At 59.9% G+C, this 20,145-nt stretch carries 23 protein-coding genes; 2 read left to right on the forward strand and 21 right to left on the reverse strand.

Annotated features, from left to right (window positions below):
• Window positions 1-13: 13 nt before the first annotated feature.
• The 9 genes from ccmI to ccmA form a co-directional block, all read right to left on the reverse strand.
• Complete coding sequence (gene ccmI / locus KRR23_RS06470; protein ID WP_216741833.1) at window positions 14-1,222, reverse strand: c-type cytochrome biogenesis protein CcmI; 1,209 nt, start codon at window positions 1,220-1,222, stop codon at window positions 14-16.
• Window positions 1,215-1,688, reverse strand: a complete 474-nt coding sequence (locus KRR23_RS06475; protein ID WP_019692350.1) for a cytochrome c-type biogenesis protein — start codon at window positions 1,686-1,688, stop codon at window positions 1,215-1,217. The genes ccmI and KRR23_RS06475 overlap by 8 nt, the downstream gene beginning before the upstream one ends.
• On the reverse strand, window positions 1,685-2,221 hold the full coding sequence (locus KRR23_RS06480) for a DsbE family thiol:disulfide interchange protein (protein ID WP_216741834.1): 537 nt from the start codon (window positions 2,219-2,221) through the stop codon (window positions 1,685-1,687). Before KRR23_RS06480 ends, KRR23_RS06475 begins: the two co-directional genes overlap by 4 nt.
• Entirely contained in the window at window positions 2,218-4,206 is a 1,989-nt protein-coding gene (locus tag KRR23_RS06485) for a heme lyase CcmF/NrfE family subunit (RefSeq protein ID WP_216741835.1), read from the reverse strand. Before KRR23_RS06485 ends, KRR23_RS06480 begins: the two co-directional genes overlap by 4 nt.
• Window positions 4,207-4,209: 3 nt before the next feature.
• Window positions 4,210-4,665 (reverse strand): cytochrome c maturation protein CcmE, encoded by a 456-nt coding sequence (ccmE, locus tag KRR23_RS06490; RefSeq protein ID WP_054596313.1) that lies wholly within the window; start codon window positions 4,663-4,665, stop codon window positions 4,210-4,212.
• Window positions 4,662-4,838: a heme exporter protein CcmD gene (ccmD, locus tag KRR23_RS06495; RefSeq protein WP_019692354.1), complete on the reverse strand. Its 177-nt coding sequence runs from the start codon at window positions 4,836-4,838 to the stop codon at window positions 4,662-4,664. The genes ccmE and ccmD overlap by 4 nt, the downstream gene beginning before the upstream one ends.
• Complete coding sequence (locus KRR23_RS06500; protein WP_054596312.1) at window positions 4,838-5,590, reverse strand: heme ABC transporter permease; 753 nt, start codon at window positions 5,588-5,590, stop codon at window positions 4,838-4,840. The genes ccmD and KRR23_RS06500 overlap by 1 nt, the downstream gene beginning before the upstream one ends.
• A 93-nt stretch (window positions 5,591-5,683) precedes the next feature.
• Window positions 5,684-6,352: a heme exporter protein CcmB gene (gene ccmB / locus KRR23_RS06505; protein ID WP_054596311.1), complete on the reverse strand. Its 669-nt coding sequence runs from the start codon at window positions 6,350-6,352 to the stop codon at window positions 5,684-5,686.
• Complete coding sequence (gene ccmA, locus KRR23_RS06510) at window positions 6,349-6,930, reverse strand: cytochrome c biogenesis heme-transporting ATPase CcmA (protein ID WP_253911958.1); 582 nt, start codon at window positions 6,928-6,930, stop codon at window positions 6,349-6,351. The genes ccmB and ccmA overlap by 4 nt, the downstream gene beginning before the upstream one ends.
• Window positions 6,931-7,179: 249 nt before the next feature.
• Between ccmA and KRR23_RS06515 the strand changes: the two genes are divergently transcribed.
• Both KRR23_RS06515 and KRR23_RS06520 read left to right on the forward strand, forming a co-directional pair.
• On the forward strand, window positions 7,180-8,751 hold the full coding sequence (locus KRR23_RS06515) for a flagellar hook-length control protein FliK (RefSeq protein WP_216741837.1): 1,572 nt from the start codon (window positions 7,180-7,182) through the stop codon (window positions 8,749-8,751).
• Window positions 8,748-9,077 carry an EscU/YscU/HrcU family type III secretion system export apparatus switch protein gene (locus KRR23_RS06520; RefSeq protein WP_216741838.1) on the forward strand — a complete coding sequence of 110 codons (330 nt, stop codon included), beginning with the start codon at window positions 8,748-8,750 and terminating at the stop codon, window positions 9,075-9,077. Before KRR23_RS06515 ends, KRR23_RS06520 begins: the two co-directional genes overlap by 4 nt.
• 202 nt (window positions 9,078-9,279) lie before the next feature.
• Here KRR23_RS06520 and KRR23_RS06525 read toward each other — a convergent pair whose 3' ends face one another.
• From KRR23_RS06525 to fleN, 12 genes are all read right to left on the reverse strand, one after another.
• Window positions 9,280-9,672, reverse strand: a complete 393-nt coding sequence (locus KRR23_RS06525) for a DUF2802 domain-containing protein (protein WP_123584017.1) — start codon at window positions 9,670-9,672, stop codon at window positions 9,280-9,282.
• Window positions 9,673-10,158, reverse strand: coding sequence for a chemotaxis protein CheW (locus tag KRR23_RS06530; RefSeq protein WP_019692361.1), 486 nt, complete (start codon window positions 10,156-10,158; stop codon window positions 9,673-9,675).
• Between the two features lie 76 nt (window positions 10,159-10,234).
• Window positions 10,235-11,131, reverse strand: a complete 897-nt coding sequence (locus KRR23_RS06535) for a CheW domain-containing protein (protein WP_216741839.1) — start codon at window positions 11,129-11,131, stop codon at window positions 10,235-10,237.
• 33 nt (window positions 11,132-11,164) lie between these two features.
• Window positions 11,165-11,953, reverse strand: a complete 789-nt coding sequence (locus KRR23_RS06540; protein WP_054596306.1) for a ParA family protein — start codon at window positions 11,951-11,953, stop codon at window positions 11,165-11,167.
• Between the two features lie 50 nt (window positions 11,954-12,003).
• Window positions 12,004-12,891, reverse strand: a complete 888-nt coding sequence (gene motD, locus KRR23_RS06545) for a flagellar motor protein MotD (RefSeq protein WP_216741840.1) — start codon at window positions 12,889-12,891, stop codon at window positions 12,004-12,006.
• A gap of 15 nt (window positions 12,892-12,906) precedes the next feature.
• Entirely contained in the window at window positions 12,907-13,647 is a 741-nt protein-coding gene (locus tag KRR23_RS06550) for a flagellar motor protein (RefSeq protein WP_216741841.1), read from the reverse strand.
• Complete coding sequence (locus KRR23_RS06555) at window positions 13,647-14,774, reverse strand: chemotaxis response regulator protein-glutamate methylesterase (RefSeq protein ID WP_216741842.1); 1,128 nt, start codon at window positions 14,772-14,774, stop codon at window positions 13,647-13,649. The genes KRR23_RS06550 and KRR23_RS06555 overlap by 1 nt, the downstream gene beginning before the upstream one ends.
• A gap of 49 nt (window positions 14,775-14,823) precedes the next feature.
• Complete coding sequence (locus KRR23_RS06560) at window positions 14,824-17,064, reverse strand: chemotaxis protein CheA (RefSeq protein ID WP_216741843.1); 2,241 nt, start codon at window positions 17,062-17,064, stop codon at window positions 14,824-14,826.
• 53 nt (window positions 17,065-17,117) lie between these two features.
• Window positions 17,118-17,906: a protein phosphatase CheZ gene (locus KRR23_RS06565; RefSeq protein WP_216741844.1), complete on the reverse strand. Its 789-nt coding sequence runs from the start codon at window positions 17,904-17,906 to the stop codon at window positions 17,118-17,120.
• A 30-nt stretch (window positions 17,907-17,936) separates the two neighbouring features.
• Window positions 17,937-18,308: a chemotaxis response regulator CheY gene (locus tag KRR23_RS06570; RefSeq protein ID WP_008006721.1), complete on the reverse strand. Its 372-nt coding sequence runs from the start codon at window positions 18,306-18,308 to the stop codon at window positions 17,937-17,939.
• Between the two features lie 166 nt (window positions 18,309-18,474).
• Window positions 18,475-19,215 (reverse strand): RNA polymerase sigma factor FliA, encoded by a 741-nt coding sequence (gene fliA / locus KRR23_RS06575; RefSeq protein WP_007894214.1) that lies wholly within the window; start codon window positions 19,213-19,215, stop codon window positions 18,475-18,477.
• Window positions 19,212-20,042, reverse strand: coding sequence for a flagellar synthesis regulator FleN (gene fleN, locus KRR23_RS06580; RefSeq protein ID WP_019692370.1), 831 nt, complete (start codon window positions 20,040-20,042; stop codon window positions 19,212-19,214). Before fleN ends, fliA begins: the two co-directional genes overlap by 4 nt.
• Window positions 20,043-20,145 lie beyond the last annotated feature (103 nt).

The following is a 20,145-nucleotide window of genomic DNA, read 5'->3' on the forward strand; positions in this document are numbered from 1 at the left end:
AGCGGATTCCTGATTATTTGTCTGGGCTGTCGATGGTCAATTGTTGCGGCGCGGTAGTGCTGCTGGCCAAAGGCTCGCTGCGACCGACCCACTCACCGGCAGTCGGCTGGCCGGCACGGGATACGCGCGCGACCAGTTGGACTTCAGGAAAGTTCGACAGTTTCAATTGCGGCATCATTGCGTCGGCATCGCCCAGCTCGACGGTCGCTGGCAGATCGGCAACAGTCAGGCGTTTGGCTGCCAATGGTGCCGGTGGACCCGAGGTTGCGCGAGCGAAGATGAACACGCTGTCACCTGGCTGTACCTTGGCTTTCACGTTCGCCGCCAGATCAACCGTCACTTTCAGCAACGCTGCCGGCTTGGCCGCTACGACTGGCGCCTTGGCGACAGTAGCGCCGTTCGCTTGCAGTTTTTCGGTTGCCCGAGCAATGCCACCTTCCAGTGCGCTGCGCGAGTTATCTTCGGGTGGCAGTTGCGCCAACAGACGCCCCCAGTAGTCGATGGCCTCCTGATAACGCTCGCCTTCGAAAGCCGCGATACCCAACAGTCCAAGGCTGGTGACTTCTTTAGGATCGGCCTTGAGTGCTTCGTCGGTCAGCGCCTGGATCTTCTCCGACCACTTTTTGTTGTCGGCAAAATACTGCGCCTGGGCCCACTGGCCGAGCAATTCGGGCTGACGGCCAGCCAATGCCACGGTGCGCTCGAAGATCTTCGCAGCGTCGCCAGGGCGGTCCTGAGCCATGTAGGTACGCCCCAGGAAATACAGGCCTTCGGCCGAATCCGGTTGAGCCGCAACAGCGCGTTCGAGTCGACGGGTCATCTCTTCCATCGATTGCGGTGCCTGGGCGAATTCGCGGGTCAGTTCAACCTTGTCGCTGGCGCCGAAATGCAGGTACAGCCCCAGGCCCAATACTGGCACCAGGATCGCTGCCAGCAGTGGCAACGGCTTGCCCAGACGGGAAACCCGGCCCGTGTCGACGCCTTCGGTATCGGCCAGCAGTTCACGAGCCGCTTCGTCACGCCCGGCGCTCATTTGCGTCGCATCAAGCACGCCTTCGGCCTGTTGAGCCTGCAACTCAGCCACGCGTTCCTGGTAAAGCGCCACGTTCAGCGCGGTACGATCCTCTTCACGCTGGGCCCGACGGCCACGCAGAACAGGGATCAACAAAAAACTCAGGGCAACCAGTAGAAGCAGACCTGCAGCGAGCCAGAAATCAATCATTCTTGGTGTTATCCAACAGTTGGTCGAGGCGCTTGCGCTCATCAACAGAAAGCGTGTCTGTACCGGCCGTGCGCTCGGCACGACGGCGACGGACGATTACGGCGATCACCAGCACGCCACCAAGCAACAACCCGGCCGGGCCAAACCACAGCAACGCGGTCTTGCTGTTCAGGGCTGGCTTGTAGCGTACGAAGTCGCCATAGCGGTCGACCATGAAGTCGATGATCTGCTGGTTGTCCTTGCCCTCGCCGAGCATGCGGAAAATCTCTTTGCGCAGGTCAGCGGCGATCGGTGCGTTGGAATCGGCAATGTCCTGATTCTGGCACTTGGGGCAACGCAGTTCTTTGGTCAGTTCGTGAAAACGCTCGCGCTCGGCGTCATTGGCAAACACGTAAGTGTCGATGGCCGCGTGAGCGACTCCGGCGATACTCAGGCCGAGTACGGCGGCAGCAATCCAGCGCTTCATGGCTTGGCCTCATCGACCAGCGCCTGATACTTGGCCGCCAGTTTTTCGCGCCAGACCACTTCGTCGATCACCCCGACGTATTTGTCGCGGATGATGCCTTTGGCGTCGATGAAAAAGGTTTCGGGAGCGCCGTAAACGCCGAGGTTCAAGCCCAGGGAGCCCGCCTCGTCACGGATGTCCAGCAGGTACGGGTTATGGAACTCGACCAGCCACTTCAAGGCATCGGTGTTGATGTCCTTGTAGTTGACGCCATAAATCACCACGCCCTGCTGGGCCAGTTTGTTCAGCACCGGATGCTCGACCCGGCAGGAAATGCACCAGGTGCCCCAGACGTTGACCAGGGCCGGTTTGCCCAGCAGATCAGCGCGGGTCAAGGTCTTGTCGCCTTGCACGGTCGGCAGGGAAAACTCGGGGAACGGCTTGCCAATCATCGCCGAGGGCAGCTCGGCCGGGTCCAGGTAGAGACCCCGGTAAAGAAACACCGCCACCACCAGAAACAGCGCCAGTGGCAACACCATTAACCAACGTCTCATGCAGTGGCTCCCGTCATGCCCAGCGCTTCACGCACGCGACTTTTCACCTTGACCCGATAACGACGATCCAGCGCCGCCAGCAACCCACCGAAACCTGTCAGCAAACCGCCGAACCAGATCCAGCGCACGAACGGCTTAACGTGCACGCGCACGGCCCAGGCACCATTTTCCAGCGGCTCACCGAGGGCCACGTACAGGTCGCGGGTGAAACCGGCGTCGATGCCGGCTTCGGTCATCATTGAGTTCTGTACGGTGTACAGACGTTTTTCCGGGTGCAACACCGCGACTTCCTTGCCCGACCGGATGACCCGGATAGTGCCTTTGTCGGAGGTGAAGTTCGGCCCTTCGAAGTGCTTGGCGCCTTCGAAGATGAAGTGATAACCGGCCAGGTCCATGGATTCACCCGGTGCCAGGCGCAGATCGCGCTCGGCGCTGTTCTGGCTCGAAAGCACCACACCCAAGGCGCATACGGCGATACCGAGATGCGCAACCTGCATGCCCCAATAGCTGCGGGTCAGGCTCGGCAGGCCTTTGATCAGGCCCTTGTTGCGCGTCTTGTCGAAAATGTCACGCACACCGGCCAGCAACACCCAGGCCGCAAGCATGAAGGTCGCCAGCACGGCCCAGTTGAAGTCGCCATAAGCGATCCCGGCGACGACCGCCAAAGCAGCGCTGCCGAGCAACACCGGGGTCAGCATGTTCATCAGCCACTTCACCGGCGTATCTTTCCAGCGCACCAGCACACCGACGGCCATCACCACCATCAGCAACGCCATCAACGGAATGAACAACGCATTGAAATACGGCGGGCCGACCGACATCTTGGCGCCGCTCAGGGCATCGAGCACCAGCGGGTACAAGGTGCCGAGCAGAATCATCGAAGCCGCGACCACCAGCACCAGGTTGTTGCCCAGCAGCAGGGTTTCACGCGACCACAGGTTGAAGCCGACATGGCTCTTGACCACTGGGGCACGCAGGGCGAACAGCGTCAGCGAACCGCCGACCACAAACAGCAGGAAGATCAGGATGAACACGCCCCGCGCAGGGTCCGAGGCAAACGCGTGCACCGAGGTCAGCACACCGGAACGTACCAGGAAGGTTCCCAGCAGGCTCAGCGAGAACGCGGCAATGGCCAGCAACACGGTCCAGCTTTTGAACACACCGCGTTTTTCAGTCACCGCCAACGAGTGAATCAGCGCCGTACCGACCAGCCAAGGCATGAACGAGGCGTTTTCCACCGGGTCCCAGAACCACCAGCCGCCCCAGCCGAGTTCGTAATAGGCCCACCAGGAGCCGAGGGTGATGCCGATACCGAGGAACGCCCAGGCGACGATGGTCCAGGGCCGCGACCAACGGGCCCACGCCGCATCCAGACGCCCACCGAGCAAGGCGGCAATAGCGAAGGCGAACGCCACCGAGAAACCGACATAACCCATGTAGAGCATCGGTGGGTGAACGATCAGCCCAATGTCTTGCAGCAACGGATTGAGGTCATGACCATCAGTAGGAATCTGCGGCAGAATCCGTGCGAACGGGTTCGAGGTGAGAATCAGAAACAGCAGGAAACCGGTGCTGATCATGCCCATCACCGCCAGCACGCGAGCCAGCATGACCTGCGGCAACTGCCGGGAGAAGATCGACACGGCGAAGGTCCAGCCGCCGAGAATCAAGGCCCAGAGCAACAAGGAACCTTCGTGGGCACCCCACACCGCGCTGAACTTGTAGTACCACGGCAAGGCGCTGTTGGAGTTGTTGGCGACATACCCCACCGAAAAGTCATCGGTCATGAAGGCGTAGGTCAGGCAGCCGAAGGCAAACACCAGAAAGGTGAACTGGCCCCATGCCGCTGGCTGGGCCAGGCCCATCCACATGCGGTCACCGCGCCAGGCACCGAGCAACGGCACAGTGGCCTGAACGATGGCAAAGCACAGGGCGAGAATCATCGCCAGATGGCCCAACTCGGGAATGAAGATGCCTGAGGTCATGGATCAACCCTCCTTCGCGGGTGTTGGAGCGGATTGACCACTGTCTTTGAGCGCCTTGGTCACTTCGGGCGGCATGTATTTCTCGTCGTGCTTGGCCAGCACTTCGTCAGCCACCACCACACCGTCTGCATTCAGTTTGCCCAGCGCAACGATGCCCTGCCCTTCACGGAACAGGTCCGGGAGGATGCCGCGGTAGGTGATGGTCACGGATTTGTTGAAGTCGGTGACAATGAATTTCACGTCCAGCGAATCGCCGGAGCGTTGCAGCGAGCCCTTCTCGACCATGCCGCCAGCACGAATGCGCGTGTCTTGCGGGGCTTCGCCATTGGCGATTTGGGTCGGTGTGTAAAAGAGGTTGATGTTCTGCTGAAGGGCACTCAGAGCCAAGCCGACAGCTGCACCAACACCGACCAGGATCGCGAGAATAATGATAAGACGCTTTTTACGCAGCGGATTCACTTGCTGTTCTCCCGGCGCAGACGGCGCGCCTCTTGTTGCAGGTAACGCTTGCGGGCCAGTATCGGCGCAGCCACGTTGAGAGCCAGTACCGCCAGGCAGATGCCATAAGCCGACCAGACATAAAGACCGTGATGGCCCATGGCGAGGAAGTCGCCGAATGAAGCAAAACTCATTACGCGGCCTCCAGGCTGTTTTGCACTTCGGCCTTGACCCAGCTGGCACGGGCTTCGCGCTTGAGCACTTCAAGGCGCATGCGCAGCAACAGCACGGCGCCGAAGAAACAGTAGAAACCCAGCACCGTCAGCAGCAACGGCAGCCACATTTCGGCCGGCATTGCCGGTTTTTCGGTGAGGCTGAAGGTTGCGCCCTGGTGCAGGGTGTTCCACCACTCTACCGAGTACTTGATGATCGGGATGTTGATCACGCCGACAATCGCCAGCACAGCACACGCTTTGGCGGCGCTGTCACGATTGCTGATGGCGTTGCCCAGCGCAATGAGACCGAAGTACAGAAACAGCAGAATCAGCATGGACGTAAGTCGTGCATCCCAGACCCACCACGAGCCCCAGGTCGGTTTGCCCCAGATCGCCCCGGTGACCAGCGCCACGGCGGTCATCCAGGCACCGATCGGCGCTGCGCATTGCAGGGCGACGTCCGCCAGTTTCATCTTCCACACCAGCCCGACAATGCCGCAGACCGCCAGCATCACGTAGCAGGACTGCGCCAGCATGGCGGCCGGCACGTGAATGTAGATGATTCGAAAGCTGTTGCCTTGCTGGTAGTCCGGCGGCGCGAAGGCCAGGCCCCAGACCACGCCGACGCCGATCAGCAGCAACGCCGCGACACTCAGCCAGGGCAGCAGTTTGCCGCTGATGCCGTAAAACCATTTGGGCGAGCCGAGCTTATGAAACCAGGTCCAGTTCATTGCTGTTTCCATCACGGTTGCTTTCCGTTGTCACGAAAAGCCAGGGTCTGCCTTTTTTAAAAAAAGCGGTTAAAAAATAACCAGACCTCATTATTATTCGCCGACGCTGATCTTCAGGCCAGCAGCTATTGCAAAGGGTGTCAGGGTTATCGCCAGGGCGGTCAGGCTACCAAGCCACAGCAAATAACCGGTTGCCGGCATACCCTGCAAGGCTGCCTGCAAGGCGCCACTGCCGAGAATCAACACCGGGATGTACAGCGGCAGAATCAACAATGCCAGCAGCAAGCCTCCGCGCTTCAAACCGACCGTCAGCGCCGCGCCCACCGCACCGAGCAAACTCAATACCGGTGTACCGAGCAACAGCGACAAGAGCAAAACCGGCAGACAGGCGGCAGGCAAACCGAGCATTAACGCCAATAACGGGGCAAGCAACACCAGTGCCAAGCCGGAAAACGCCCAGTGTGCCAGCACCTTTGCCAAAACCAGAAGAGGCAGGGGGTGCGACGAAAGGACCCACTGTTCAAGGGATCCGTCCTCGAAATCACTGCGGAAAAGCCCGTCCAGCGAGAGCAAAACCGATAAAAGGGCCGCGACCCAGACCAGCCCCGGTGACAAGGTTTGCAACAATTGTGTCTCAGGTCCGACGGCCAATGGAAACATTGAGACAACGATGGCGAAGAACACGAGAGGGTTGGCAAGCTCGGCAGGACGACGACACAGCAAACGCGCCTCACGGGCGACCAACAGTGCAAAAACACTCATACGGCCCACTGCCCCAAATCGATGTCGCGGTAACCGGCCGGCATCCGGGTCAACGTGTGGTGAGTGGTCAGAATCACCATGCCGCCTCGCTCGCAGTGTGCGGCCAGGTGTTCTTCCAACTGGGCGACGCCTTGCTTATCCAGCGCGGTAAATGGTTCGTCGAGAATCCATAGCGCCGGGCTGTCCAGATACAAGCGGGCCAGGGCCACGCGGCGTTGTTGACCAGCGGACAGGGTGTGACAAGGAACATCTTCGAAACCGCGCAGTCCTACCGCTGCCAGCGCCTGCCAGATCGCCTCATGCGTCGCCGGCTGATGCAACGCGCACAGCCAGCTGAGGTTCTCTTCAGGGCTCAGCAGGTCCTTGACTCCGGCGGCATGGCCGATCCACAACAGGTTGTGGGCCAGTTCCGGACGTTGCGTGTTCAAAGGCTGGCCGTTGAGCAATACCTGGCCACTGGTCGGCTGCATCAAACCGGCAAGCAGGCGCAGCAGGCTGGTCTTGCCGCTACCGTTAGGGCCGCTGATCTGCAACATGTCACCGCGGCCCAGACGCAACTCGAGGTTTTCGAAGAGCATCCGCCAGTCTCGCTCACAGGCGAGCGCTACGGCTTCTAGTAGAGGGATGGTCAAGAGATCGCGGGCCTTTACGGTTCAAGTCGGCAATGGAGCGGCCGTTAAAGTGATGCAGCATAGATGCATTGACGGCCTGTTCTAGAGAGCTGCGTCAAACATTTGCGATGTTTTTGACACGCTTCCCGGAGACGGGCGGCATTATACATGTCATGTCCTACTCTCAAGAGGGCAATTTCGACAGGGTGTGACCTGATGACCGGCGAGATGAACATCCTTCCACTGCCCGCTATGACGCCGGCCACCTCGCGCCCGCTGGTGGTCGGTGGTGAGTTGCTCAAGCTGCAGACCCCGGTGGAAGGCTTGATCGCCGCGGGCCAAAGCGCCAGCGCGCAAGTGCTGTCGCTCAAACAGAACGACCAGACTTTCCAACTGCTGCTCAAGGTCACCCTCGACAGTGGCCGTCAAACCACGGTGCAAGCCACCAGCAACCAACCGTTGCCTCTGGGCACCAATCTGACGGTCAGCCAGCCTTCAGCCAGTAGCCTGGCGATTACCGTGCAGCAGGCCATCGCCGCAAACGTCGCCACCCTCACCCGCCTCGATACGTCGCAACTGCCGGTCGGCACCTTGCTGCAAGGTAAAGTCCTGACCAGCCAGCTGATGCCGCAAACACCGGGGCAACCGGCGGTCTATCGCTCGCTGGTGAGTGTGCTCAATACCGCGCTCAGTGGCAGCACCTTGAGCATCGACAGCCCGCAACCGTTACGCATCGGCAGTCTGCTCAGCGCCTTGGTCCAGGGCGCGCAAAGCTTGAGTTTCGTGCCTCTGGCCAGTCGTCAGGAGCAACTGGCGGTGAGTCAACAACTGCTGGCCCAGCAAAGTCGCCAAGGCTCATTGAGCGGGCTGATCAACGCCCTGCAAAATCTGCCAGACTCCGACACCACCTCCGACGACCTGCGCGCCGCCGTCGACAAACTGCTTGCCGACCTGCCAGACGTTCAGCAACTGAGCACCCCCAAAGGTTTGGCGCAGGCGCTGGTCAACAGCGGGCTGTTTCTGGAAAGCAAACTGCTCGCCGGACAGAACCCTGCGCTGACGCCGGACATGAAAGGCAATTTGCTGCGATTGATCGCACAATTGGCCCCCGACCTGCCGGCCAATACCAGTTTCAACGCGATCATCGCCGCCAACACCTTGGCGCAGGCGCTGCCAAGCTTTGTCCGCAGCGCCCTCGGCACCCTCGGGCAGGTCAGCGCCAAACCGCAGCCGAGCAGCTTCCCCCTGCCCTCGCGGTTGCTGCAAAGCCTGGAAGGTGAAGGCGATCTGGAGCATTTACTGCGCCTGGCTGCTGCAGCCGTTTCGCGCCTGCAAAGCCATCAACTGTCGAGCCTGGAACAGACCGGCATGACCGAGGATGGCAAGCTGCAAACCACCTGGCAGCTGGAAATCCCCATGCGTAACCTGCAAGACATCGTGCCGTTGCAGGTGAAGTTTCAACGCGAAGACACACCGGAAAAGCAACAGCACGAGAAATCCGTCGAGCGCGAGCCGAAACAACGGCTCTGGCGAGTCGAGCTGGCGTTTGACATGGAACCACTCGGGCCGCTGCAAATCCAGGCACAGCTGGCCCAGGGCAAACTCTCCAGCCAGCTCTGGGCCGAGCGGCCTTATACCGCCAGCCTGATCGAAAGCAACCTGGATGGCTTGCGTGCGCAACTGCTGGCATCGGGCCTGAATGTCGGCGACCTGAATTGCCACCTCGGCACACCGCCCCAAGGCAATCAAACCCGCCTCGAACAACGCTGGGTCGACGAAACCGCATGAACAACCCCACGCCACCGCGCCAGGCCATCGCCCTCAAATACGACGGCAGCCACGCCCCGACACTCACCGCCAAAGGCGATGACGAACTGGCCGAAGCGATTCTGAAGATCGCCCGCGACTATGAAGTGCCGATATATGAGAACGCCGAACTGGTGAAGTTGCTGGCGAGGATGGAGCTGGGTGAAAGCATCCCTGAAGAGCTCTATCGCACGATTGCCGAGATCATTGCGTTTGCCTGGAAACTCAAGGGCAAGTTTCCGCAAGGGCATGGTTCTGAGGAGACGATAGTGGAGCGGGATGTGACAGAACGCGGGGATGATTACTGATCAAGCAGGTGTTGCAAGCTCACTGTGGCGAGGGAGCTTGCTCCCGCCGACCGGTCCGCGCTCGGGCGCAGCAGTCGCAAAAAAGCTGACGGAATCTATCTGGAAGAATGTAATTGTTGGTTTCAGGGCTGCTTCGCAGCCCAGCGGGAGCAAGCTCCCTCGCCACAATTGTTCACCCGTCGCCAGACTCGCGCAGTCGCTATTAGTTCTTGTGCAACTTGCTCATCAACTCGGCCTCTGCCTGGGTCAGGCCGCAGGACTGGGTCAATTCGTCGACGCTGGCGCCCATCCCCACCAGGCGGGCTGCCTGGGCGAATGACAGGCTCGACGGGTCGCGCTGCTCAAGCTGGGCCAGCTTGTCCGGCAAGGGGCCGACCACCGCACGCAGTTCATGCAGGTCTTCACCCATGCGCACGTTACCGTTCTGGTAGTCGTCGACACGCTTGGCCAGGTCCTTGATGCGCTGATCTCGCAACGCATCGCCCTGGGCTTGCAGCGCCGCCAGCTCTCGCTGTTTGCGCGTGTAAGCCAGGAACATCGCCAGGGTCCCTACCCACAGGAGCCCCAGTACTATGACAGCAACCTCGAGAATCAATCAGATACTCTCCAGTTCCGACCACTCTTCTTCGCTCATCATTTTGTCCAGCTCGACCAGGATCAGCAACTCGTTGTTCTTGTTGCACACGCCCTGGATGAACTTGGCGGATTCTTCGTTACCGACGTTAGGCGCGGTTTCGATCTCGGACTGACGCAGGTAAACCACTTCAGCCACGCTATCGACCATGATCCCGACCACTTGCTTGTCGGCTTCGATAATCACGATACGGGTGTTGTCGCTGACTTCGACGGTGCCCAGGCCGAAGCGCTGGCGGGTGTCGATCACGGTCACCACATTGCCGCGCAGGTTGATGATGCCCAGCACGTAGCTTGGCGCACCCGGAACCGGAGCGATTTCGGTGTAGCGCAGGACTTCCTGAACGCGCATCACGTTGATGCCGTAGGTTTCATTGTCCAGCTTGAAGGTTACCCATTGCAGGATCGGATCTTCGGAACCCTTTGCAGACGACGCCTTATCATTCATACCCTGACCCCTCGAAAAACCGCCTGTGGCGGTGTGTGTTCTGCCCGGCCGCACTGTGTATGCGGCCGGCTGCTTGTTATGTAGGTTTGTGGGCCGGCTTAGCGCCACCCATGTGCTTGGCACCACCGCTGGCGATCAACTCCGCCAGCTCCGAGACATCCAGCAACGCACACATGTGCTCGATCACCGTCCCGGCCAACCATGGCCGTTGACCCCGATGGCTGCGCCATTTGATTTCGTTCGGGTCCAGGCGCAACGAGCGGCTGACCTGATGCACCGCCAGCCCCCACTCGTAGCCCTGAACCGAGATTACGTATTGCAGGCCCTGACGGAAGTCATCGCGATAACGATCGGGCATGACCCAGCGCGCGGTATCCAGCACCTTCAGGTTGCCGGCCTGGCTTGGCAGAATCCCGAGGAACCATTCCGGCTGGCCGAACAACGGCGTCAGCTCATGACCGGCCAACGAGTAAATCGAACCGAGGCACACCAGCGGCACGGCCAGGGTCAGACCGGCGACGTCGAACAACAGGCATTCAAACGGTTCGGCAGCCCAGCTTGGCCGGTCATCGCCGACCACCGGCGGTGGCGTGTTGCTCGGCGGCAGATGAACCTCAACCACCGGCTCGACCAGCGCTTTGAGCAATGGAGCGACCGTTGAAACCGGCGCCAGAATCGGTGCAGGTGCTTCCAGTACCGGCACGACAACGGGCGCCTCGGCAACCGGAGCTACAACGGGAGGCGCAACCACTGGCTTTTGTGCATCGCGAGCCTGCTCTTCGAGCACCGCAGCCTGGAACTCGTCCAGTGCGCCTTGCGCCTCAATGGCTTCAACGACCTCGACGACTTCTACAACCTCGGGCAATACCTCGACTTCTGACGGCAACTCCTCGGTCGCGTCTTGCAACAACGCATCCAGATAGGACTGCAACGCCAGTTGTGGTCGGCTGGTAATTTTTACTGGCCGGTTCATTGGCACTCCATCCCGGCAGAGAAAAGATTCACCTCAAGCCACCTGCGGAACAAGTTGCTGCGCCAGCAAATGCTTGAGCAGCGCGCGGTACGCCAGCACTCCACGGCTCTTGCCGTCGAACTGCGAAGGGGTCAGGCCGGCACGGCTGGCATCACGCAGTCGGGTATCGACCGGGATGTAGCCTTGCCAGATCTCTTCCGGGTACATGTCGCGCAGCACCCGCAAGGTTCCCAGCGAGGCTTGGGTGCGACGATCGAACAGGGTCGGCACGATGCTGAACGGCAGCGCTTGTTTACGCGAACGGTTGATCATCGCCAAGGTGTTGACCATGCGCTCCAGACCTTTCACTGCAAGGTGCTCGGTCTGCACCGGGATCACCAGCTGCTGGCTGGCCGCCAAGGCATTGACCATCAGCACACCAAGCAACGGTGGGCTGTCGATCAACGCGTAATCGAAGTCCTGCCACAATTGCGCCAGGCTCTTGGCGATCACCAGGCCCAGGCCACTCTGCCCCGGCGACTGGCGCTCGAGGGTGGCGAGCGCGGTGCTCGACGGCAACAGGGAAATACGCTCGTCACTGGTCGGCAGCAACAGCTGCCCAGGCAAGCCTTGCGGCACGCTGCCCTTGTGCAGAAACAGGTCGTAGCTGCTGTGTTCCAGGCTGTCGGGGTCGTAACCGAAGTAGCTGGTCATGGAGCCGTGCGGGTCGAGATCGACCACAACCACGCGCTTGCCCGCCTCAGCCAGCAAACCGGCTAAAGCGATAGAGGAAGTGGTTTTACCGACACCACCCTTTTGATTGGCGACTGCCCAGACTCTCATTCAGATTGTTCCTCCCGGTCGAATCAATACAACCGAGAAATAGCTCAACGTTATAAGCCGGGTGACGGAGAATTGACGGCACTCGCGCGTCCCGGCGACTTGACAGTCGTCGGTGCAGTTTGTGTGCCAGCACGCTTCAATGCGGCGTCCGGTTTTGCATTAGCCGTTCCGGTACCGGTCAGGCTGCGACGTACATCGAGATTGCGCGACACCACCAACACCACTCGCCGGTTACGCGCACGCCCTTCGGCGGTCGCGTTATTGGCCACGGGCTGGAACTCGCCGTAACCCACCGAGGCCAGACGCCCGGGGTTGACACCTTGCATGGCGAGCATGCGCACGATGCTCGCCGAGCGGGCCGAGGACAGCTCCCAGTTGGTCGGGTACTGCGCCGTGCGGATCGGTTGATCGTCGGTGAAGCCTTCAACGTGAATCGGGTTGTCGAACGGTTTCAAAATCACCGCGATTTTGTCGATGATGTTGAACGCGATATCGCTGGGCATGGCATCGCCGCTGCCGAACAGCAGGCTCGAGTTGAGTTCGATTTCGACCCACAACTCGTTGCCACGCACGGTCATCTGATTGGAGCTGATCAAATCGCCAAACGCCGCACTGATGTCATCGGCAATACTCTTGAGCGGATCCTTGCTGGCCTGGGCGATGCCGGCATCGATCTGCTCGCTGTCCTTGACCAGCGGCTTGGCCGGGGTAACCGTCTTCGGACGTTCTTCGCCGATGGGGATCGGCTTGAGGGCACGGTCAGAGTTGGTAAAGACCCCGACCAGCGCTTCGGAAATTTCCTTGTACTTGCCTTCGTTGATCGAAGAGATGGAGTACATCACCACGAAAAAGGCGAACAGCAGCGTGATGAAGTCCGCGTAGGACACCAGCCAGCGCTCGTGATTGACGTGTTCATCGTGCTGACGGCGACGAGCCATAGTCCATGACCTCCATCAGTCCATGAAGCCCTGAAGCTTCAACTCGATGGAGCGAGGGTTTTCACCTTCGGCGATCGACAGAATGCCTTCCAGCAACATTTCGCGATAACGCGACTGCCGCAATGCGATGGACTTCAGCTTGCTGGCAATCGGCAGCAATACAAGGTTGGCGCTGGCCACACCGTAGATGGTCGCGACGAACGCCACGGCAATGCCACTACCCAGTTGCGACGGATCGCCAAGGTTACCCATGACATGGATCAGGCCCATGACCGCACCGATGATCCCGATGGTCGGTGCGTAGCCGCCCATGCTTTCAAAGACTTTGGCAGCTTCGATGTCCCGGCTTTCCTGGGTGTAGAAATCCACTTCCAGAATGCTGCGAATCGACTCGGGCTCAGCGCCATCGACCAGCAGTTGCAAGCCTTTGCGTGAGTAACTGTCGGGTTCAGCGTCCGCTACCCCTTCGAGCCCGAGCAAACCTTCCTTGCGCGCGGTAAGGCTCCAGTTGACCACACGGTCGATACCACCGGCGAGGTCGACGCGAGGCGGAAAGAGGATCCAGCGAAGAATCTGCATGGCGCGCTTGAAGGCACTCATCGGCGACTGCAACAACGCAGCGCCAATGGTCCCACCGAGCACGATCAATGCCGCCGGGCCATTGGCCAAGGCACCGAGATGCCCGCCTTCCAGGTAGTTGCCACCAATAATGGCGATGAACGCCATGATGATCCCGATGAGGCTTAAAACATCCATCAGATGCACGCCTCGGCCAGGTGCTTGCCGATATCGTCGAGGCCGTAGATCGCGTCTGCCAGATCGGCTTTGACGATCGCCATCGGCATGCCGTAGATCACGCAACTGGCTTCATCCTGGGCCCAAACCGCACTGCCGCCCTGCTTGAGCAGACGCGCGCCTTCGCGACCGTCGGCGCCCATGCCGGTAAGGACTACCGCCAGAACTTTGTCGCCGTAGGACTTGGCCGCTGAACCGAAGGTGATGTCCACGCACGGTTTGTAGTTCAGACGCTCGTCGCCCGGGAGGATTTTCACCGCACCACGGCCGTCGATCATCATTTGCTTGCCACCCGGCGCCAGCAAGGCCAGGCCCGGACGCAGGATGTCACCATCCTCGGCTTCCTTGACGCTGATCCGGCAGAGCTTGTCCAAACGCTCGGCGAAAGCCTTGGTGAAGGCCGCCGGCATGTGCTGGATCAGCACGATCGGCGCCGGGAAGTTTGCCGGCAGCTGTGTCAGCACCCGTTGCAACGCGACCGGGCCGCCGGTTGACGTACCAATGGCAACCAGCTTGTAGGCTTTGCGTTTCGGGGCCGGCGACGAGGCGCTGGCAACCGGCGCACGCGCAGGAATCGGCGTCGGGGCCGGACGCGCGGGCGCAGGCGCACTGCTGCCAAAACTCGAAGGTGCCGGTGTCGGGGCTGGCGCGGCGGCTGGAGCCGGGGCGCTGTAGGCGCTGAAACGACGGTTACTGCGCGAAATGCTGTGGACCTTTTCGCACAGCAGTTGCTTGACCTTCTCGGGATTGCGCGAGATGTCTTCGAAATTCTTCGGCAGGAAGTCCACCGCGCCGGCATCCAGTGCATCGAGAGTGACCCGAGCGCCTTCGTGCGTCAGCGAGGAGAACATCAAAACCGGGGTAGGACAGCGCTGCATGATGTGCCGCACCGCCGTGATGCCATCCATCATCGGCATCTCGTAGTCCATGGTGATCACGTCTGGCTTGAGGGCCAGGGCCTGATCGATCGCCTCTTTACCGTTGGTCGCCGTACCGACAACCTGGATACTCGGATCCGCTGAAAGAATTTCCGAGACGCGGCGGCGGAAAAAACCAGAATCATCCACCACCAGGACTTTGACTGCCATAAACACTCCGTTAGACGGAGCGAGGCTCAGTCGCCCCGCTCCGCCAGAATCAAATACGCCGTGCGGCGTAACGCTTGAGCATGCTCGGAACATCGAGAATCAAGGCAATGCGGCCGTCACCGGTAATGGTGGCGCCGGACATGCCCGGGGTTCCCTGAAGCATTTTGCCCAATGGCTTGATGACCACTTCTTCCTGGCCCACCAACTGATCGACGACGAAGCCGATCCGCTGAGTGCCCACCGAAAGGATCACCACATGGCCTTCACGCTGCTCTTCGTGAGCGGCGGAGCTGACCAGCCAGCGTTTGAGGTAGAACAGTGGCAGCGCCTTGTCCCGCACGATCACCACTTCCTGACCGTCGACCACGTTGGTGCGCGACAGGTCGAGATGGAAAATCTCGTTGACGTTGACCAGCGGGAAAGCAAAGGCCTGGTTGCCGAGCATGACCATCAGCGTCGGCATGATCGCCAGGGTCAACGGGACCTTGATGACGATCTTCGAGCCTTTGCCCTTGGTCGAGTAGATATTGATGGTGCCGTTGAGCTGGGCGATCTTGGTTTTCACCACGTCCATGCCCACGCCACGACCGGATACGTCGGAGATCTCGGTTTTGGTCGAGAAACCCGGCGCGAAGATCAGGTTGAAGCAGTCGGACTCGCTGAGACGGTCCGCCGCATCCTTGTCCATCAAGCCTTTCTTCACGGCGATACTGCGCAAGACATCAGCGTCCATGCCCTTGCCATCATCAGAGATGGACAGCAGGATGTGATCGCCTTCCTGCTCTGCGGACAGAATCACTTTGCCGCTGCGAGGCTTGCCCATCGCCTCACGATCAGTCGGTTCTTCGATACCGTGGTCGACCGAGTTACGCACCAAGTGGACCAGCGGGTCGGCCAGGGCCTCGACGAGGTTCTTGTCGAGGTCGGTTTCTTCGCCGACCAGCTCCAGGTTGATCTCTTTCTTCAACTGGCGCGCGAGGTCGCGAACCAGGCGCGGGAAGCGCCCGAAGACTTTCTTGATCGGCTGCATCCGGGTCTTCATCACCGCGGTCTGCAAGTCGGCCGTGACCACGTCGAGGTTCGACACGGCCTTGGACATGGCTTCGTCGCCGCTGTTGAGCCCCAAACGAACCAGACGGTTACGCACCAGTACCAGTTCGCCGACCATGTTCATGATTTCGTCGAGACGCGCGGTATCCACCCGAACGGTGGTCTCGGCTTCACTGGCCGGTTTTTCCGGTGGCGGTGAAGCCGCTGCGCGAGCTGGAGCCGGTGCAGCAGCGGCAGCAGGCTTCGGCGCTTCAGCTTTTGGCTCGGGCGCTTTAGCCACAGGTGCCGGCGCTGCAGCCTTGGCAACTGGCGCCGCCACAGAAGCAGCAGAACCCGTGCCGACCTCCGTGAACTTGCCTTTGCCATGCAGTTCGTCGAGCAGCGATTCGAACTCGTGATCGGAGATCAGATCGCTGCCGGCGGCCGCGGCCACAGGTGCGGCTGGCGCCGGAACGGCGGCAATTGCCGACTCCAGTGCATCAACGGCGAAGTTGCCTTTGCCATGCAACTGATCGAGCAGTGCTTCGAATTCGTCGTCGGTAATGTCGGAGCTGTCGCCTGCCGCTTTCGGGGCAGCCGGTGCGGCGGGCGCTGCCACCGCATCGACAGCGAACTGACCCTTGCCGTGCAATTGATCGAGCAACGACTCGAACTCGGCATCGGTAATTTCATCGCTGCCGGCAGCCACTTCAGGTGCCGGGGCGACAGGCGTCCCCGCTTCGGCTTGCGCCTTGACCGCGTTCAGCGAGTCCAGCAGCAGTTCGAATTCATTGTCGGTGACGTCGCCCGATTCGCTTTCAGCGGCAGGTGCTTCAACCACCTCTGCAACCGGTTGCGCCACATCGGCTGTTTGAGGCTCGGCCAGACGGGCCAGAGCCGCCAGCAGTTCCGGTGTAGCCGCAGTGATCGGTGCACGCTCGCGGACTTCGCTGAACATGCTGTTCACCGCGTCCAGCGCTTCGAGAACCACGTCCATCAGTTCCGAATCGACGCGACGCTCACCCTTGCGCAGGATGTCGAACACGTTCTCGGCGATGTGACAGCACTCCACCAGCTCGTTGAGCTGGAGGAAGCCGGCGCCCCCTTTTACAGTGTGAAAACCGCGAAAAATTGCATTGAGCAAATCCGCATCATCTGGTCGGCTTTCCAGCTCGACCAGCTGTTCGGACAGTTGCTCTAGAATCTCGCCGGCCTCAACCAGGAAATCCTGAAGGATCTCTTCATCGGCGCCGAAGCTCATTAAGGGGGTGCTCCTGAGGTCTAAAAACCTAAAAAACCTAAAATGCTAAAACTCTAAAATCCTAGGCTGGATAACAAATCGTCCACATCGTCCTGACCGGACACAACGTCTTCTCTTTTATCGGCATGAATCTGCGGACCTTCACCCTGAGAGAGATGTTTTTGCGGATCTTTTTCAGCCAGCATCGCTTCATGGTCATGTTCGATGCCCGCAAAGCGGTCCACCTGACTGGCCATGAGCACGAGCTTGAGCAGGTTGCTTTCGACTTCGGTGACCAATTGAGTCACGCGCTTGATCACCTGACCGGTCAGGTCCTGGTAATCCTGAGCCAGCAGAATATCGTTGAGGTTGCCCGAGACGACCTGGCTCTCCTCGACGCTACGCGTCAGGAAACCGTCGACACGCCGGGCCAGTTCGCGGAACTCTTCGGCACCGACTTCGCGACGCATGAAACGCCCCCAGTCCGCGCTCAAGGCCTGGGCGTCAGTGCTCAGGCCATTGACCAGCGGAGTACTGTTCTCGACCAGATCCATGGTGCGATTCGCCGCCGCTTCAGTCAGCTTGACCACATAAGACAGGCGCTCGGTGGCGTCCGTAATCTGTGAGACTTCCTCGGCTTGCGGCATGTTCGGGTCAATCTGAAAATTGACGATCGCGCTATGCAGCTCGCGAGTGAGCTTGCCCACCTCCTGGTACAGGCCGTGGTCACGGGTCTGATTGAGCTCATGGATCAGTTGCACAGCGTCACCGAACCTGCCCTTTTCAAGGCTTTCGACCAGTTCGTGGGCATGTTTTTTCAGGGTCGATTCGAAATCGCCCTGTGAAGATTCTCTTTGCTCCATAGCTCCCCCGTGGCGCAGTGGCTCAGCACATCAACCGATGCGTTCGAATATTTTTTCGATCTTCTCTTTCAACGCCTGGGCCGTGAAGGGTTTGACCACATAGCCGTTTACACCGGCTTGAGCGGCTTCGATGATCTGCTCGCGCTTGGCTTCGGCAGTGACCATCAGCACCGGCAGGTGCTTGAGCTTTTCATCGGCGCGCACGTGGCGCAGCAAATCGATACCGGTCATGCCAGGCATGTTCCAGTCCGTTACCAGAAAGTCGATGCTCCCGCTGTTGAGGACGGGAATGGCGGTAATACCGTCGTCCGCCTCGACCGTGTTGGTGAACCCAAGGTCACGCAACAGGTTTTTTATGATCCGCCGCATCGTTGAGAAGTCATCAACGATGAGGATTTTCATGTTCTTGTCCAATTCGACCTCCAAGCAGTCTTAAACGCGTTCAGCACCTGAACACGCCATTCAATCAATTCGGCAGAGCACTCGACGACTGTCTGGAGCACAACGGATTGAGACCTGCACAGCGTTACGCCCTGCCTGTTTCGTTCGCAGTGTCCCCACACTGCTGTCAGCGCGCTCGCCACTCCCCCAAACGCCCCCGCAAACGGGCCGCGCACTGGCTGTGTAACTGGCTGACCCGCGATTCACTGACCCCCAGGACCTCACCGATTTCCTTGAGATTCAGCTCTTCGTCGTAGTACAGCGCCAACACCAGTCGCTCACGCTCCGGCAAATTGGCAATCGCATCCGCCAGTGCAGCCTGGAAGCGTTCATCTTCCAGGTCGCGCGACGGTTCGAGATGAGCACTCGCGCCATCCTCGTGCAGCCCTTCATGCTCGCCGTCCTGCAACAGATCGTCGAAGCTGAACAGGCGACTGCCCAAGGTGTCATTCAAAATCCCGTAATAATCGTCGAGACTCAATTGGAGTTCGGCCGCAACCTCGTGATCTTTAGCGTCACGCCCGGTTTTAGCTTCAATTGAGCGAATCGCGTCACTCACCATCCGGGTATTGCGGTGTACCGAGCGTGGCGCCCAGTCACCCTTGCGGACTTCATCGAGCATCGCACCACGGATGCGGATCCCCGCGTACGTCTCGAAACTCGCACCTTTACTCGCATCGTATTTGGTCGACACTTCAAGCAAACCGATCATGCCTGCCTGGATCAGGTCCTCGACCTGAACACTGGCCGGCAAGCGCGCCAACAGGTGATAGGCAATACGCTTTACCAGTGGCGCGTAACGCTCGATCAGTTCGTACTGCGCGTCACGCGCCGACTTCTTGTACAGGTTGTAACCGCTGGCTGTCATAGAACCGGACCCGCAGTTTGCTGCACCAGACGCTCGACGAAAAACTCCAGGTGCCCACGCGGGTTGGCAGGCAACGGCCAGGTATCGACTTTCTGCGCGATGGCCTTGAATGCCAGCGCACACTTGGAGCGAGGAAACGCTTCATACACGGCGCGCTGCTTCTGCACCGCCTTACGCACGCATTCGTCGTAAGGCACCGCACCGACGTATTGTAAGGCGACGTCGAGGAAGCGATCCGTGACCTTGGTCAACTTGGCGAACAGATTTCGCCCTTCCTGCGGGCTTTGCGCCATGTTGGCCAGGACGCGGAAGCGGTTCATGCCGTAATCGCGGTTGAGCAGCTTGATCAGCGCGTAGGCGTCAGTGATCGACGTCGGCTCGTCGCAAACCACCAGCAATACTTCCTGGGCGGCGCGAACAAAACTGACGACCGACTCACCAATACCCGCCGCCGTGTCGATCACCAATACGTCGAGGTTATCGCCGATGTCGCTGAACGCCTGAATCAGGCCAGCATGCTGGGCCGGACTCAGATGAACCATGCTCTGGGTACCGGACGCTGCTGGAACAATACGAATTCCGCCCGGCCCCTGGAGTAATACATCGCGCAGTTCACAGCGGCCTTCGATGACGTCGGCCAGCGTACGCTTGGGCGTGAGCCCCAGCAGGACGTCGACGTTCGCCAGCCCCAGATCGGCGTCCAGCAGCATGACGCGCCGGCCGAGCTCAGCAAGAGCCAGGGACAAGTTCACTGACACATTAGTCTTCCCGACGCCACCTTTGCCGCCGGTCACTGCGATCACCTGTACGGGATGCATGCTGCCCATGTTCGTTCTTTACCTTGTCTTGCTTAGACGCGGACTACATGACTGGCTGCGCGCTCACTTCGGAACAATGCATGGCAGGCCATCGATGTAGATACAAATCTAT

Source organism: Pseudomonas sp. CVAP#3 (assembly GCF_018986375.1).
Lineage (GTDB): Bacteria > Pseudomonadota > Gammaproteobacteria > Pseudomonadales > Pseudomonadaceae > Aquipseudomonas > Aquipseudomonas helvetica.